Below are 16305 nucleotides of genomic sequence, written 5' to 3' on the forward strand. Positions count from 1 at the left end.
GAGAGAATAAGACGATGAGAAAGTGCAAAAGTGCTAAGAGGTCATCATCACCGGGTCACCAGGCGGGCGTGCTGTTGGGCGATGCCGATGTGAACGATGGCGCCGGAGTTGAAAGCCAGGTAATCGGCCTCGATGCCGTCGCTGAAGATGACGCCGCCCGAGGGCATGAACGACTCGACTTGCAGGGGTGCCTGATCGGTGACCCAACCGGAAGCCATGGACGCCTGCGAGTATTTGCTTCGAAAGGGCTCGCGCACCACGTACAGCAGTTCACGGGCATCCCAGGGCAGGTTCACCTCAACGGGAGCACCCCCCACACCCAGTCGTGCGCTGATGCCGTTGGCCATGTTGAGCATTGAGCTGAGCCATCCGGTGGAGCCGGCGCCGGTGGTAACGATGATGCCGCTCGAGGAGTGGCTCTCCGACTCGCTGCCATGGGTGATGCGATAGCGTGCCGAGATGTGCGACGATGGCCCTATAAAGAAATCGTTGAAGGCCAACAGGCGCTGCCCGTCGTTGAGACGTGCCTCGGCCATGGTGACCTCACGGATGGCAGCGCGCCCTTCGAGGGTGCGCATGAGGCCGCTCTCGAGGGTGCGGGGCGTGAAAGGCAACAACACCCCGTCGAAACGCGCCACGTCGGGATTGACGGCCACAATGGGCAATCCGCCCACGTACTTGGCCGTGTTGGCCACCAGCCCGTCCTGCCCCACCACCACGGCCACGTCCTTATCGGAAAACAAGAAGTTGGGCAGGAATCGCCGCTCCACCAACTTGTTGCGCAAGCGACGCCCTACGATGCGCTGCACCTCATCGAGCGAGCGCATAAACTGGTCGTGCTCACGCTGATAATCGTCGAAGTTGCCCCCCTGATGCTCAATATAAAACTTGGCCTGCGCCTTGGTATTGAACCGCTCCACCAGCTGTTGCAGGCGGGTTTTGTTGACGATGACAATGGCGTTTTCGATGGCCATCACGCACCTTTTTTGGGTGAACGGGCACGATCATTTTGATTGATGACCGACTCCAAAAAATCGGGGGTGATGTTGAGGGTGCCTATTTTGTCGGAGTTCTCGGCCAATTCGCGAAAGGCAAAGCCAATGTTGTCGAGCGCCGACACCTGGCCCGAGTTGAGCGCCATGAGCGTGCGCCAGTCGAGCTCTTTGTAGGGCTTGAGGGTTTTTTCGAGGGCATAGCCACGGGCATCGGCCTGTTTCATTTCGTTCTCGACCTGCATTTCAATCAGCTTGGTCTTTTCGGTTTCGATGGCAATGTCGGCCGACATTTTGATTTCGCGCAGCTTGCGATCGTTCTCAGCCTCGTTAACTTTTATCTGAGCCTGCTTTTCGTTGATTTGCTTGCGTTTTTCCTGCACGGCAATTTCGGTGCTCAGCTCGCTCTCCTTGATGCGGCGCTCCTGCTCCACGGCAAAGTTGCGGCGCTCGTAAATGGCCTGATCGGCCTCTTTTTGCAGCATCTCACGCGTTTCGGTCTCCAGGGCTTTGGCCATTTCGGGCGATGGCGACACGGCCAGCACATCCACACTAAGCACCTCAACGCCCAGAATGCGGGTCGAATTGGAAGCCCGCAATCCTTCACCAATTTTGTCGCTGATGACCTTGCCGCTGCGCAAGGCCTCCTTGAGCGTGATGCTTTGGATGAACGACGAAGTAGAAGTCTGCGCCTCGTTGTTGAGGCGTTGGTTGAGCTTCTCAAAATTGTCCTCCTTGTAACGGCGCTTGCGGTCGAGGGTAAAGTCGAGCGACTCGGCCAACTGCTTGGGGTTTTCAATCTTATAGGTGATTTGTCCCTGAATGGTCACCTCCTGAAAGTCCTTGGTGGTTTCGCTAAAAATAAACTGAATGTCGCGGCTGCCCAGCGGGATGGCCGTGATGGACGAGGTGGGTGCATAATAATAAAACGAAAGCCCACGCCCTTCGCGTATCACCTGACCATGCTTGTGGTGCATCACGTAGGTCATGGCATCGAACTTGATAAAATTAATTCCAAACATATTATCGGTTTTAAGGATTGACGATTCAATGTCGTTAAGTTAGTGTGATTCACAGAAGAGATAAGAAGATGATTAGACTAAAGACAGATAGATTAGACTGAAGAGACGAAGAGAACGGATCTATACATCTGTCTGTCAAAAATTCTTCTTGTCTCTGATTCGATTGTCACTAATGAAACAACATTGGATTCACGAAAGATAATCACCCCATTGGGTGACAAGCATGAATACAAATGTAACCCTACACCCGAAACCATAAACACCCGGAGCCGAAAAAATGGTTAAATGGCGTTAAACTCCGGCATGCCACCACCGCAAAAAAGTGACGAAACGTTGCTGCGTCACGCAGCGAGGTATTTCCAACAGGAAATGAGTTGCTGCGTCACGCAGGAAGCCATCGGCAACAGGAAATGGGTTGCTGCGCCACGCAGCGAGGCATTTCCAACAGGAAATGGGCTGCTGCGTCACGCAGGAAGCCATCGGCATGGTAAGAATGGGTTGCTGCATGGTGCAGCAAGGCATTTGTACAGTGAGAATGGGTTGCCACCCGGGGTAGATGGGAATCGGAACAGATGTTCAAAAGTGCCGCTCATCACACCCCCTCCCACTCCCGATAAAACTCCTCCAGAAAGCCTTCCATGAACCGATGGCGTTGCTCAGCCATGCGCTGCGCCGTGGGGGTGTTCATCCGATCTTTGAGCAGCAGCAGTTTTTCGTAAAAATGGTTGATGGTGTGCGACCGATTGGCCTTGTACTGCTCGGGCGTTTGGTTCAACGCGGGGGGCACGTCGGGGTTGTAGAGTTCGCGCCGGGCAAAGCCGCCAAAGCTAAAGGTGCGGGCAATGCCAATGGCGCCCATGGCATCGAGGCGGTCGGCATCCTGCACCACATCGAGCTCGGGCGAACGGAAGGTTTGCGTGGCATGGCCGCCTTTAAAGGAGATGTTGGCAACAATGGCCGCCACGTGACTCACCACCGCATCGGGCACACCCAACGACACGAGGAATTGTGAAGCCCGGCGCGGCCCCAGCGTCTCGTCGCCGCCGTGAAACTTGTGGTCGGCAATGTCGTGCAGCAAAGCGGCCAGTTGCACCACCAGGGCATCCACCGGCTCGGAGCGGGCAAGGGTCATGGCCAGACGGCACACGCGCTCGGCATGCCACCAGTCGTGACCGGGTTCGGCATTGGCCATGGCTTGGCGCACATACAGGCGGGTTTGTTCCACCCAACGGGTCATGTCAGCATTCATCATGTTAGGATTAAAAAAACCCCGAAAGTTTAAAAAACCATCGGGGTTTGAATGAGATTGTGCAAAGAAATAAAAATCACTTCACCTTTTTGGCACGCCACTCGGGATATTTTTTGAGCACCTTGGCAGGGGTATCGGTGTACCAACCGTAGCCGTTGCGGCGTTCGTGACCGATTTCGGCCAGCGAATTCTTTTTGATGCCGTCGCGATCGCAAAAGAAGGGCTTGCCGGTTTCCAGGTCATAGAATCGTGCCCACAGGGCGGGCGCAGCAGGATCGGACACCACCACCAGATTTTTGCGGCCTTGCTCATCTTTTTGTTTGTCGAGGCGGATGCCCTCAATTTTGTGCGCTTCGAACCATTTCACGGCACCATCCACGGCGGCCACCACGGCCGGCGAAGGATGGTCGATGTCCATGAGCAGTTGCACAATGCCTGTCGACTCGGAGCCGCTGAACGAGGCCAACTCGTATTTACGGGCATTGGCCGGCAAAAAAGTTTCGGCATCGTGCTGAGCGCACCACACGGTGGGCTGCCCGTCGACCACTATTTGCGTTTTAAGAATGCAGTCGATGCCCCGGTTGAAACGCTCGCGCGCCTGGGCACGCACCTCGTCCGACAGGGGCAGATGCGCCATTTCGTCGTCCGCCTCGGCCACGTCGTTGAGCAGCTTGAGGATGTTGACCATCGAATTATCATTGTAGGTGATGTGCCCCGAATAGGCCACCGACTTACCCGTGCGCACGGGGTAAAACTGAGGCCATCCGCCGCACTCGTATTGTGACAAAAAAATGTAATCAAGCCCCTTGGCAAAGGCATTGGCCAGGGGCTCGTGTTTTTGAGCGGCGTACACTTTGGCCAGAAAACGCATCTCCATGATGGTGGCGCCATTGTCGAAGGTCGAACCGGGGTCGCCCTTGTGCTCGGCCAACTCGGCTTTTTCGGCCTCGGAGAGTTCGTGGTGGTAGGGTTTGTTCTTGAACCAGCCGCCCACCTCCTTTTGCGCCAGCATCACGTTGTCGGCCACATGCAACGCCTGGGGCGACGCATACCAGGCATCGGGCATTTGGGTGGCCACCTGCTTCCAACTTTTTTCTAAATATTCCGCCTGGTCGGCAGATGATTGCGCCATGGCCGACACCCCCATCAGGGTCAGCACCAATGCAGCAGTAATCCTTTTCATGAGCATACACATATATAATTAATGTAACACAAATCAAAACTCAAGCGCTTACGCTTACAACAATCATGCAAAATTAACAGACACACGAGAGAGAGACGGTCAATAATCGACGAAAAAGGGTGACGAATCGTCACATTTCACCCATTGCATTGTGGAGCTCCCCATCCCGATACAACAACCAACTGACGCGATACCATGCGCTTGGCTTCTCATTGCCCTCCTCATCTACCCTATTTGCGGTATCTCAAAATACCCCATCGATGGGATTTCACCAACCCTGGCGAAAGGGCAACTTTGCATCATAAGGTATCACTAATAAAAAACACACATCATGAGCCAACAACCAACACAACGTTTTGAGACGTTACAGTTACATGCCGGACAAACGGTTGATCCCACCACCAACTCACGCGCGGTGCCCATTTACCAAACCTCGTCGTACGTGTTTAACGACGCCGAGCATGCCGCCAACCTCTTTGGGTTAAAAGAATTTGGCAACATCTACACGCGCCTGATGAACCCCACCACCGATGTGTTTGAGAAACGCATCGCGGCACTCGAGGGCGGCGTGGCTGCACTGGCCACCTCGTCGGGACAAGCCGCCCAGTTCCTGGCACTGACCAACATTCTGGAAGCCGGCGACAACTTTGTGAGCTCGCAATACATCTACGGCGGAACCTACAACCAATTTAAGGTTCAATTTAAACGCCTGGGCATTCAGGTCAAGTTTGTCGATAGCAACGCCCCGGCCAACATCGACCGGGCCATCGACTCCCGCACCAAGGCCATCTACCTGGAGACCATCGGCAACCCCGAATTCAATGTGTCGGACTTTGACGCCATCGCCCAAATTGCCCGCAAGCACGACTTGCCCCTGATTGTCGACAACACTTTTGGCGCGGGAGGCTACCTGTTTCGCCCGCTGGAACATGGTGCCAACATTGTGGTGGAATCGGCCACCAAGTGGATTGGCGGACACGGCACCAGCATTGGCGGGGTGATTGTTGATGGCGGCAACTACAACTGGGGCAACGGAAAGTTCCCGCAGTTTACCGAACCCTCTGAAGGCTACCACGGCCTCAAGTTCTGGGACGTGTTTGGCACCCCCGGTCCCTTTGGCAACATCGCCTTCATCATCCGTGCCCGTGTAGAAGGCTTGCGCGACTATGGTGCCACCATCAGCCCGTTCAACGCATTCCTGCTCATCCAGGGGCTCGAAACCCTCTCGTTGCGCGTGCAACGCCATGTGGATAACGCCCAGGCCATCGCCCAATGGCTCGAGAGTCATCCGCTGGTCGAAAAGGTCAACTATCCCGGATTGGCATCGAGCCCCTACCACCCGCTGGCTAAGAAATATCTGAAAAACGGCTTTGGCGGCGTGCTCTCGTTCAAAATAAAAGGCGAGAGTCAACTGGCCGACACCTTTATCAACCATCTGACCCTCATCAGCCATTTGGCCAACGTGGGCGATGCCAAAACGCTCATCATCCACCCGGCCTCCACCACCCACCAGCAACTCAGCGCCGAAGAACAGCTCAGCAGCGGAGTGGTTCCCGGACTCGTGCGCCTGTCGGTGGGCATCGAGCACCTCGACGACATCAAAGCCGACCTCGAAAGAGGCTTCGCAGCCATCCAATCGGCCAAATAGCGCCCGTTGGTTACGCCGCCCGGTAACAACACATCACGGCATCTGCCACAACACCGCATTTTGCGACAGTGTGTTTGAGATACCTTGTAGAACGTCTGTTGCCCCCGAGGTTGTTTCCCATGTGTGGAAACAACCTCTTTTTCAAATTCCCATCAACACATCACTCCATGAACAACATCTACCTGACCATTCCGGGTCTTTACGGTTCGGATGGCTACCACTGGCAAACCATCTGGGAGAACCAATATCCCCATTTTCAACGGGTGCAGCAACACAACTGGGATGTTCCCGTTGCCGGTGAGTGGATTGCCCAATTAGAAGAAACGGTGGCACGCAATGCCCATCGCAACATATATTTGGTGGCACACAGCATGGGATGTCACACCGTGGCCCAATGGGCGGCACAAACCCGTCAACGTGTGGCGGGTGCCCTGCTGGTGGCTCCCCCCGATGTGCTACGCCTTGAACGCAACGGCCTGGTGAGCGGTTTCGCCCGCTTGCACCCCCGCCCACTCCCCTTTGGCAGCACTGTGGTGGCCAGCACCAACGACCCCTATGCGACCCCGGAGCTATCGCAGATGATGGCGCAACAATGGGGCAGCCGCTTCGTGAGCATTGGTCAGGCCGGGCACATCAATTCGGCATCACATGTGGGACATTGGGCCGACGGATACGAACTACTGCAACAACTGCAAGACGAGAGACAAGCGCAAAAAATCGCCTGACCGGCAGATGCACCTGCTTTAAATCCCTGCCGACACACTCTCTCACCGACAAATTGGCCTATCTTTGCTGCAAACGCATGCAATTGTCGGTAATGGATTCAATAAAAGTTTGTGTTGCCTCGGGGCATTTTTTGATTCGGGAGGGCTTGTCGTCGCTCATCGCGCAAATGCCAGAACTGATGCTGGCGCATTGTCCCTCAACACACGAGGCGCTCACCTCAGTTCCCGATGCCACGACCATCGGGCTCATACTGCTCGATTACGAAACCCTGGAGATGGACGGTTCCGACATTAAAGAAGTGATGCAACAATATCAGGGAGCGGCCACCCTCCTGCTCACCCGTGCCACCACGTCCCACGAGGCCGCCTGGCTCAGCAACACCGGCGCCAAACAAATCGTATCGCTGGCCGATGGCAAAGATGAACTGCAACAAGCCATCGACATGGCCATGCGGGGACGAAAATTCTACTCAGAATCGGTATTGGAACTGCTGCTCGAGAAAAGCAAAACACCTCCGGCCGACAACATCCAGCTCACGGCCACCGAAACCGACATTGTGCGCCAGATTGCCGAAGGACGCACCACCAAAGAAATCGCGCAGCAAAAAAACGTGAGCTTTCACACCGTGATGACGCATCGCAAGAACATTTTTCGCAAACTTAAAGTCACCAACGTATCGGAACTGATGCTTCACGCCATCAAAGCAGGGTGGATTGATGGCATTGAATATTATATTTGAATCACCCCGAATCCCAAGCCCGATAAATGGCATAAAAAAGTCCCTTTTTACAATGCGAAACTTAAAAAAGCCAAAATCCTTTGGCCGGGCATTGAAAAGGTTATTTTTGTAACCCATTATGAACAGCATATCAAAACTACGAATCCAATTTGGGGTGTGGCGCGCCAAAAACGTCAGTCAAAACCACTTCGTGCTGGTTTTAAGTTTAGTCATTGGTGTGGTCAGCGGGTTAGCCGCTGTGGTGCTCAAAAACACCATTCACCTGGTTCGTCATTGGGTGGTGAGTCAGGCTTCGCAAGGAGAGTTTAACTTTCTGCTGCTCTTTCTACCGATGATTGGGATTTTGGTGACGCTGTTGCTGGTACTGTACGTGATACGCGACAACCTTTCGCATGGCATCAGCAAAATATTACATGCCATTTCGCAAACGGGCGGCATGCTCAAGCTCCATCACACCTTCTCGAGTGTACTCACCAGTACTTTCACCATTGCCTTGGGGGGATCGGTGGGAGCCGAAGCGCCCATTGTGCTCACGGGCTCAGCCATCGGGTCTAACCTGGGACGCTTTTTCCGCATGAACCACAAAACCATCATGCTGCTCATCGGGTGCGGAGCGGCCGGTGCCGTGGGAGGCATCTTTCAGGCGCCCATTGCCGGGGTTATCTTCACCATTGAAGTGCTGATGCTCGACCTCACCACCCTCTCCATAGCGCCACTGCTGATTGCTTCGGTATCGGGCACCACCATCTCGTACTTCTTTTTGGGCAAAGATGCCGAATTCAACTTCCTGTTGGTTCACCCCTTCGACTTGCACAACATTCCTTACTACATCCTGCTGGGGGTGGTGGGTGGTTTTGTGGCACTCTATTTTAATCACAGCGTAATGGCGTTGGAGGTATGGTACGGCAAAATCAAACGCCGCTACACCAAATGGTTGGTAGGCGGCAGCATCCTGAGCCTGCTCATCTTTCTGTTTCCCCCGTTTTACGGCGAGGGCTACCCCACCATCAGTGCCCTGCTCAACAACAACATCAGCGAACTCTTCAGCAACAGTCCTTTTTATAACCTGCAAAATGCCTGGTGGGCCGTTCCGTTGTTTTTACTCTTACTGATAGGCCTAAAAGTGGTGGCGACTGCCTCCACCAACGGCGCGGGTGGCGTGGGCGGTGTGTTTGCCCCCTCGCTCTTTATGGGCGGGGTAACAGGTTTCTTGGTGGCGCGCCTGCTCAACCTCACCGGATGGGTTGACTTACCTGAAGGATATTTCGCCCTGGCCGGGATGTCGGCACTCATGTCGGGCATCATGCACGCCCCCCTGATGGCCATCTTTCTCATTGCCGAAATCACCAATGGCTATGGGTTGTTTGTGCCGCTGATGATTTCCTCGGCGCTGGCCTTTGTCACCGTCAAGAGTTTTGACCGTCACAACCTTTACACCAAACAGCTGGCCATGAAAGGCGAGCTCATCACCCGCCACAAAGATCAGGCGGTGCTCACACTCATGAAACTCAACAAGGTCATTGAAACCGACTTTGTGACCGTACGCCCCCGCATGACGCTGGGCGAACTGGTAAACGTGGTGAGCCAGTCGCGACGCAACATCTTTCCCGTGCTCAACAGCCAGGAACAACTTGTGGGCGTGGTATCACTCGACGACATTCGCCACATCATGTTCAATCAGGAGATGTACACCACCACCACTGTCGACAAGCTGATGATCGTCCCCCCCGCCATGCTCGACATTGACGCCAACATGGACAAAGTGATGGAGGTATTTGAGCAAACAGGTGCCTGGAACCTCCCCGTGATCGAAAAAGGACAATACATGGGTTTTGTCTCCAAATCGAAAATCTTTTCGGTGTACCGACGGGTGCTGATTAACTATTCAGATGAATAAATGCAGAGTATGAATAAACGCGGAGACGCTAAGGCGCTGAGTATTCTATATTCGGGGTTTGTGTATCTGCGATATTATCCTTACGAGTTATTCGCATGATTCATATTAAGCCAAAGATAAACCTTCCCCCTGCTCTCTTCTAATGCCTCATAAAATCTCTGTGTCATTGTGTCTCAGCGTTTAATAATTCACACCGCACATCCTGAATAAAATCAGTTCGCATGACAAACAAATGGCATTTTGTTTTTAATTTTGCGCTTCATCCAAAAGCATTGATAATTATTAAAAAATAAACATCCACAATAATGAAAAGAGACGACAAACTGTTTGAGTTGATTCAACAAGAGAAACAACGCCAGTTGCATGGCATCGAGCTCATTGCATCGGAAAACTTCGTGAGCGAGCAGGTCATGGAAGCCATGGGTTCGGTTTTGACCAACAAATACGCCGAAGGCTATCCGGGTGCCCGTTACTATGGCGGCTGCCAGGTGGTAGACCAAAGCGAGGGACTGGCCATTGAACGTCTCAAACAACTCTTTAACTGCGAGTGGGTCAACGTGCAGCCTCACAGTGGTGCACAAGCCAACATGGCCGTGATGATGACAGTTCTCGAGCCTGGCGACAAGTTCCTGGGTCTGGATCTTTCGCACGGCGGACACCTCTCGCACGGTTCACCTGTCAACAGCTCGGGCTTGCTGTATCAGCCCATCGCCTACACCGTGAAAGAAGATACCGGCATGGTGGATTACGACCAGATGGAAGCTCTGGCTCTGGAGCACAAACCCAAGCTGATCATTGGGGGTGCCTCGGCCTATTCGCGCGACTGGGACTATGCCCGCATGCGTGCCATTGCCGATAAAATTGGCGCTCTGCTGATGATTGACATGGCGCACCCTGCCGGTCTCATCGCTGCCGGATTGCTCAAAAACCCTTGCGAATATGCCCACATTGTAACGTCAACCACTCACAAGACCCTTCGCGGCCCTCGTGGTGGTATCATCCTGTTAGGTAAAGACTTCGACAACCCCTGGGGCAAGACCACCAAGAAAGGTGAAATCCGCAAGATGAGTTCATTGCTCGACTCAGCCGTATTCCCCGGTGTACAGGGCGGCCCGTTGGAGCACGTGATCGCTGCCAAAGCCGTGTCGTTTTATGAAGCCTTGCAACCCGAATACAAAGAATACCAATTGCAGGTAAAAAAGAACGCCGCTGTCATGGCCGAGTCGTTCATTGCCAAAGGCTACAAAGTGATTTCGGGCGGTACCGACAACCACTCCATGCTCATTGACCTGCGCACCAAGTTCCCCGAGCTGACCGGTAAAGAAGCCGAAAACACTCTGGTGAAGGCCGACATCACCATCAACAAAAACATGGTGCCATACGACAGCCGTTCGCCATTCACCACATCGGGCATCCGCGTGGGCACACCCGCCATCACCACCCGCGGTGTGAAAGAAGCCGAAATCCGCATTGTGGTTGACCTGATTGACGAAGTGCTCTCGAACGTGGGCAACGAAGAGGTTTATGCCTCGGTTCGCAAACGCGTCAATGACCTGATGGCCAAATACCCGCTGTTTGCTTTTTGAGATAGCACCATCACTGATATCAAAAAAGCTGCCCCTGAGGGGCAGCTTTTTTTGTTGATAAATGTGTCGTCCTTTATCATTGATATCAATTGATCCACAAAAAAAGCCCATTCGTATTTTGGTGTTTTTCATTTCACCTTGGTGAATGCCTCCATTGACGGCCGTCATTTTAAAATCGACGGCCGTCGATTGGTCAAAAGCCCGCCAGCTTTTTAAAAAAGCTGGCGGGCTTTTTCCCCAAAAGGTGAAAGCGTGCTCCCCGATACAAAAAAGAGGATGCCGAACCCGACACCCTCTTTCACTCTTTCACAAAAAACGATTTCCAAACACTTTTTATCGTTTGCTCACTTTATGGGTCACTACGCCCCGGTCGGTATGTACCACCACCAGGTAAATGCCGCGTCCCAGATGGCTCATGTCGATGGTGTTGCCACTGCCCTGCTGCATCAGCACCATGCCTGCAAGGTTGCGCACCTCGATGCGTTCAATGCTGGCTCGGGTGTCGAGGGTCAGCACATCTGCCACCGGGTTGGGGAAACAAACCATCTGCGCCGCCGTGTTTTCGGCCATCGATGATGAATTGCCCGGTTCTGTGCCGCCATTTTCGTCGTCGGCAATGGCCATGCTCATATAATAAAGGAAGGTCGAACCACTTCCTTTAAGGATGGTGTGACTGCCGGCAGCCAAGGTTTGCGTAATGATGCCTGTCGATGTCACATCATACACGGTTCCGTCAATTTTAATGGTTCCGGTATTGGCGCCGTTAAACACCAAGGTCAGTGTTCCCTCTTTGCCGGTGGTGAAGGAGATATTGGTAGCCGATTCCATCTTCAGGCACTGGGTCAGCACCAAACCACCATAATTGACGGTTCCTTTTGAATCGGAAGTGCTGCCCGTGATGGTATAAAATGTACTGGTTTTACCCGACAGGGTGAAGTTATGCACCATGTCACCGGCAACGGGGGTGGGGTCGGTGGGATCAGTGGGGTCAGTAGGATCAGAGGGATCCGTCGAACCGCCATTGCCCTGGCCATCGCCCTGCACGGCCACCAGAGAGGTTTGATAACCGGTCAGAGCAGCCTTGAGCGCCGTGTTGACGGCATAGGATACATCATCGGCCTCGGTAAATGTCCATTTAAAATCGCCGCCATTCACCCGCCCGGCATAGGCCATCACCTTGTTTTTGGCTTCCTCGGGGCTGTCGGCCGTGTAGGCATACATGATGGAAGCGTTGGTGTCGAAATTGTTATAGACATTGGCACCATAAGCCGATTTCACCGTTGCAGGCACCGAGGCATCGCGTGCATCCACCACAAAGGCATCAAAATCGGTGGTCGAATTCACGCCCGACGGGTAATAATAATTGTCATCGCCATAAGCGACAAAACGCGCCTGCCCGGTCATGTAGTTATTAAATGCTTTGATGCTGCCGCCATCTTCGCTCGAAAACGTAGGCATGTTTTTATAATCATTGGCACTTGTCGACGTGTTGAACACATCACTCCCCTGCATGGAGGTCAGGATGGGATACTTGCAGTTACGAAAATAATTGCCTTCGACAAACACCGAGGAACCCAAACACGCACCCACGCCATACTTGGCAATGCCATCGTAATAATTATTGTACACGTGAGCCGAGTAAAAACGCACGCGCGGATGGCGCGAATCGGAATGGTCGTACCAGTTGTGGTGATAGGTGATGAGCAAATCGTCCGAAGCCCCTTCGCTCAACCCCAACAGGTTACTCTTGCCGGTGTCGTAAAAGTGATTGTACGAAAAGGTTACGCGGGTCGACTTCTTGCAGTCCAACGCGCCATCGCCCTTGGCCTGGTCGGCATCGCCCCCGGCATCGCCATAAAAAAAGTCACAATGGTGCACCCACACGTACTCATTATTTTGCTGAAGACCGATGTTGTCGCCCTCGTCACTATTGCAGTTCATGGTGGCCAGGTTGCGTATTTCGATGTTGCAGGCATTCTTCACACGAATGCCCCAGCCATCGGCCACGGCATCATCGCCCACCCCTTCGAGGGTGATGTAGCTCGATGCATTGTTGTTGTTCTCAATCACAATGTCGCCGCCCAGCATGTACGAGAGGTCGGTAATTTGTCCCACCAATCGCACGATGAGCGGTCGGGTATCCTTCCCTTTTTTATAACCATCGAGAATGGTTTGCAGCCCCACACAAGGATTGGTCGTGGCACCGGTCACGTCCATCGACACCGTGTTTTTAGTGTTTTGAGTGATGTAGATGACCACGGCGTTGGCCTTGGGTGTGCCATCGGCATTGTAGGCACCGGGCACTCGTCCATTGGAGAAGGCAAAACCCGCACGGTCATGCGCCATCACGGTAATGGCATCAGTCACCGTTGCCACACCTTCCACGCCACCCATCACCGGCACCACCTTAAGAGTGTACGAACCGGCCTTAAGCCCCAACACATCGGCACGAAAGTAAGTTCCATAACTGCGGATGAGCATGTCGTCGATTTTTCGGTCGGCGATGCCCTCACCACTATAATATACATGGTAACTCTCAGCGCCATCTACCGGTGCCCATTTCACCCAGGCCGACTCGAACCAGCCCCCCGCTTGGGATATTTGAGGCGCTTGTGCCACCACCAGTGAACACATGGCCATCATCACGAAAAGGAATTGTAGTTTTTTCATCATGCAGATTTGATTAATTAGACAGATTTTAACATCTATATTCAAATCACTAAATAACCCATTTTCATCTGCCCGAAGGGGGTAAAAACTGTTGAATGAAGGGCGGTAGATTGGTAAATCCTTTAACTCACAGGGGATGATTCATCCATAAAAGACCACAGCGAAGTTTTCATGTATTTAAAAAAGCATGAAGATATGAGAGACGAAAAGTATTTTTTCCAATGTCGTTTAGAAGATAAGATGACGTCAGACCAATAGTCAGATGATGAGATGAAACGAGACTTATAGATCTGTTTTTTTAATCTCATCTGTCTGAAGTCGAATCATCTTCTTGTCCGTTACTTGAATAACAGTCACTAAACGACATATCATCTCCCATCTAAAATCATCCGTCATAGATGCAGATATGCTAAAAAAGTTGTTATTTAGGGTCATCAACCCTCACGGGAGATGGGATTTAAAACAAACCACCATGAGAATACTCACACTACTGGCAGCCTGTGCCCTCACACTGACCCTTTGGGGACAGACCGGCTACCGCACCAAGTCGCAACGCGCCATTGAGCTGTACGAAGAAGCCGGCACCTTTTATGTAAAAGGGCAAACCGCCCAGGCTCTCACCTCCATCAACAAAGCCCTGGAACGTGACCAGATGTTCATAGAGGCCTATCTGCTCAAAGCCGAAATATTCCAGTACCTGCAGAAATACAGCGATGCCCGCGAAATGCTCATTCAAACCATCTCCATCGACTCGATGTACTTTATTCCGGCCTTCTACAACATGGGCAAAGTGGAGTTTTTTATGGGTAACTACCAGGAGTCCATCGGGTGGTTTAAACGCTACGACAACCTGGCCAAAACACGCAAGCAACCCCTCAAAACCGACCAGTGGATTATGAAGGCTGAATTTGCCATCAAGGCTAAAAACCGTCCTGTGAAAATTGTGCCCCGTAACCTGGGCACGGCCATCAACACCGACTTAGACGAATACTGGCCCAGCCTGACGGCCGACGAAAACACCATGGTGTACACCGTGCTGGTGCCTCGAGATACGAACGCGTACAAAATGGGCAACCTGCCTAAAACGCCCAACTACTTTCAGGAAGATTTTTATGAAAGCCTGCGCGATGAATCGGGTCAATGGCAACATCGGCAGGCCATTCTGCCCCCGCTGAACTCCCCCAGCAACGAGGGGGCGCAAACCCTTTCGGCCGATGGCCAGTGGATGTTTTACACCGCCTGTGGCCGACGCGACACCAAAGGCAGCTGCGACATCTACTTCGCCCAACGCACAGCCTCCGGATGGAGCGACCCGGTAAACGTAGGGGCTCCCGTCAACACCCCCTTCTGGGAGTCACAGCCAACCATTGCGGCCGACGGACGAACCCTCTATTTCATCAGCAACCGTTCGGGCGGCATTGGCAAAAAGGACATCTGGTGCGCCACCGTCACCAGCATCAAGGATGATGGGACACCCATCTTCGGCGACCTGAAAAACCTTGGGTCTAACATCAATACCGAGGGCGATGAAAACTCCCCCTTTATGCACCACGACGGGCAAACGCTTTACTTCTCGTCGGACGGATGGCCGGGCATGGGGCAAATGGATCTTTTCCTGAGCCGCAAAGATGCCTCCGGCAACTGGCAAACACCCGAAAACCTGGGCTTCCCCATCAACACGGCCAGCGACGAGATTGGCCTGGTGGTGAACGCGGCCGGTAACCGCGCCTACTACTCGAGCGACGGGATTGAAGGGGGAGCCGGCGGTAAAGATCTTTATGTGTTCGATTTGCCCAACGATCTTCGCCCCACGCCCGTGTCGTACGTGCGTGGCATTGTGTACGATGCCGACACCAAAGAACGCATCGCCGCCCGATTTGAACTCTACGATGTGAAATCAGGTAACCTGAAAGCCTCCTCAGGATCGAACGGCCATACCGGCGAATTCCTCCTGTGCCTGCCCCCCGGCAACAGTTATGCCCTCAATGTCTCCAAAAGCGGCTACCTGTTCTACTCGGGTCACTTCAACCTCAAAGGCATTCACGACCTCACCTCGCCCCGCCAAATCGACATCTACCTGCAACCCATCAGAGAGGGCTCGCAAGTGGTGCTCGAAAACGTGTTCTTCGCCACCGACAGTTACCAGCTCACCGACGAGAGTCGTGTAGAACTCGATAAAGTCGTCGCCCTGATGACCGACAATCCCTCGATGACCATTGAAGTTCAAGGACACACCGACAATCAAGGATCAGCAGCCTACAACCTGCAACTGTCGCAACAGCGCGCCCAGTCGGTGGTGACCTACCTCACCGGCAAATCCATTGCCCCTGCGCGCCTCACGTCCAAAGGTTATGGCATGACGCAGCCCGTCGCCCCCAACGAAACCGAAGCCGGCAGAGCTCAAAACCGCCGAACACAAATGAAAGTGTTGAAAAAGTAGCTAAGGAACTAAGTGCAAAAGGTAAAAAGTGTAAAAGTGCCTGAGGCAAAATTATTGACGAAATAGCCTCCTAATCCCCCCGGGGTATTAGGAGGCTAAACGAAAGAAAACCAATCGTTGTTCGACATTAAAACTCAATTAACAAAAAAGCCA

12 protein-coding genes are annotated in these 16305 nt (G+C 53.1%); 6 read left to right on the forward strand and 6 right to left on the reverse strand.

The genetic code is table 11. The features are described from left to right. Nucleotides 1–47: 47 nt before the first annotated feature. The 5 genes from LX69_RS14475 to pelA all read right to left on the reverse strand — a co-directional run bounded on the left by LX69_RS14475 (nt 48) and on the right by pelA (nt 4452). Entirely contained in the window at nt 48–974 is a 927-nt protein-coding gene (locus tag LX69_RS14475) for a diacylglycerol kinase catalytic domain-containing protein (protein ID WP_111446763.1), read from the reverse strand. Next, nucleotides 974–2014, reverse strand: coding sequence for an SPFH domain-containing protein (locus LX69_RS14480; RefSeq protein ID WP_111446764.1), 1041 nt, complete (start codon nt 2012–2014; stop codon nt 974–976). The genes LX69_RS14475 and LX69_RS14480 overlap by 1 nt, the downstream gene beginning before the upstream one ends. Nucleotides 2015–2305: 291 nt before the next feature. Further along, nucleotides 2306–2536, reverse strand: coding sequence for a hypothetical protein (locus LX69_RS17840; RefSeq protein ID WP_170124412.1), 231 nt, complete (start codon nt 2534–2536; stop codon nt 2306–2308). Nucleotides 2537–2606: 70 nt separating this feature from the next. Continuing rightward, nucleotides 2607–3263 (reverse strand): HD domain-containing protein, encoded by a 657-nt coding sequence (locus tag LX69_RS14485; RefSeq protein WP_245935033.1) that lies wholly within the window; start codon nt 3261–3263, stop codon nt 2607–2609. Between the two features lie 76 nt (nt 3264–3339). Next, nucleotides 3340–4452, reverse strand: coding sequence for a pectate lyase (pelA, locus tag LX69_RS14490; RefSeq protein ID WP_221621371.1), 1113 nt, complete (start codon nt 4450–4452; stop codon nt 3340–3342). A 325-nt stretch (nt 4453–4777) separates the two neighbouring features. On the opposite strand from pelA, the gene LX69_RS14495 reads away from it, so the two are divergent. The 5 genes from LX69_RS14495 (at nt 4778) to glyA (ending at nt 11042) form a co-directional block, all read left to right on the forward strand. Then, entirely contained in the window at nt 4778–6094 is a 1317-nt protein-coding gene (locus LX69_RS14495) for an O-acetylhomoserine aminocarboxypropyltransferase/cysteine synthase family protein (protein ID WP_111446765.1), read from the forward strand. A 167-nt stretch (nt 6095–6261) separates the two neighbouring features. Continuing rightward, nucleotides 6262–6819, forward strand: coding sequence for an RBBP9/YdeN family alpha/beta hydrolase (locus tag LX69_RS14500; RefSeq protein WP_111446766.1), 558 nt, complete (start codon nt 6262–6264; stop codon nt 6817–6819). A gap of 92 nt (nt 6820–6911) precedes the next feature. Next, on the forward strand, nt 6912–7559 hold the full coding sequence (locus LX69_RS14505; RefSeq protein ID WP_170124413.1) for a response regulator transcription factor: 648 nt from the start codon (nt 6912–6914) through the stop codon (nt 7557–7559). A gap of 118 nt (nt 7560–7677) precedes the next feature. Then, nucleotides 7678–9456 carry a chloride channel protein gene (locus LX69_RS14510; protein WP_111446768.1) on the forward strand — a complete coding sequence of 593 codons (1779 nt, stop codon included), beginning with the start codon at nt 7678–7680 and terminating at the stop codon, nt 9454–9456. 305 nt (nt 9457–9761) lie between these two features. Next, nucleotides 9762–11042, forward strand: coding sequence for a serine hydroxymethyltransferase (gene glyA / locus LX69_RS14515; RefSeq protein ID WP_111446769.1), 1281 nt, complete (start codon nt 9762–9764; stop codon nt 11040–11042). 333 nt (nt 11043–11375) lie between these two features. Here the strand turns inward: glyA and LX69_RS14520 are convergent, their stop codons facing one another. Beyond that, nucleotides 11376–13715, reverse strand: a complete 2340-nt coding sequence (locus LX69_RS14520; RefSeq protein ID WP_221621372.1) for a pectate lyase family protein — start codon at nt 13713–13715, stop codon at nt 11376–11378. 469 nt (nt 13716–14184) lie between these two features. Between LX69_RS14520 and LX69_RS14525 the strand changes: the two genes are divergently transcribed. Beyond that, a complete protein-coding gene (locus tag LX69_RS14525) occupies nt 14185–16152 on the forward strand; it encodes an OmpA family protein (protein ID WP_170124414.1) in 1968 nt (655 codons plus the stop codon). The last annotated feature ends 153 nt before the right edge of the window (nt 16153–16305 follow it).

This window comes from Breznakibacter xylanolyticus (assembly GCF_003254275.1).
Lineage (GTDB): Bacteria > Bacteroidota > Bacteroidia > Bacteroidales > Marinilabiliaceae > Breznakibacter > Breznakibacter xylanolyticus.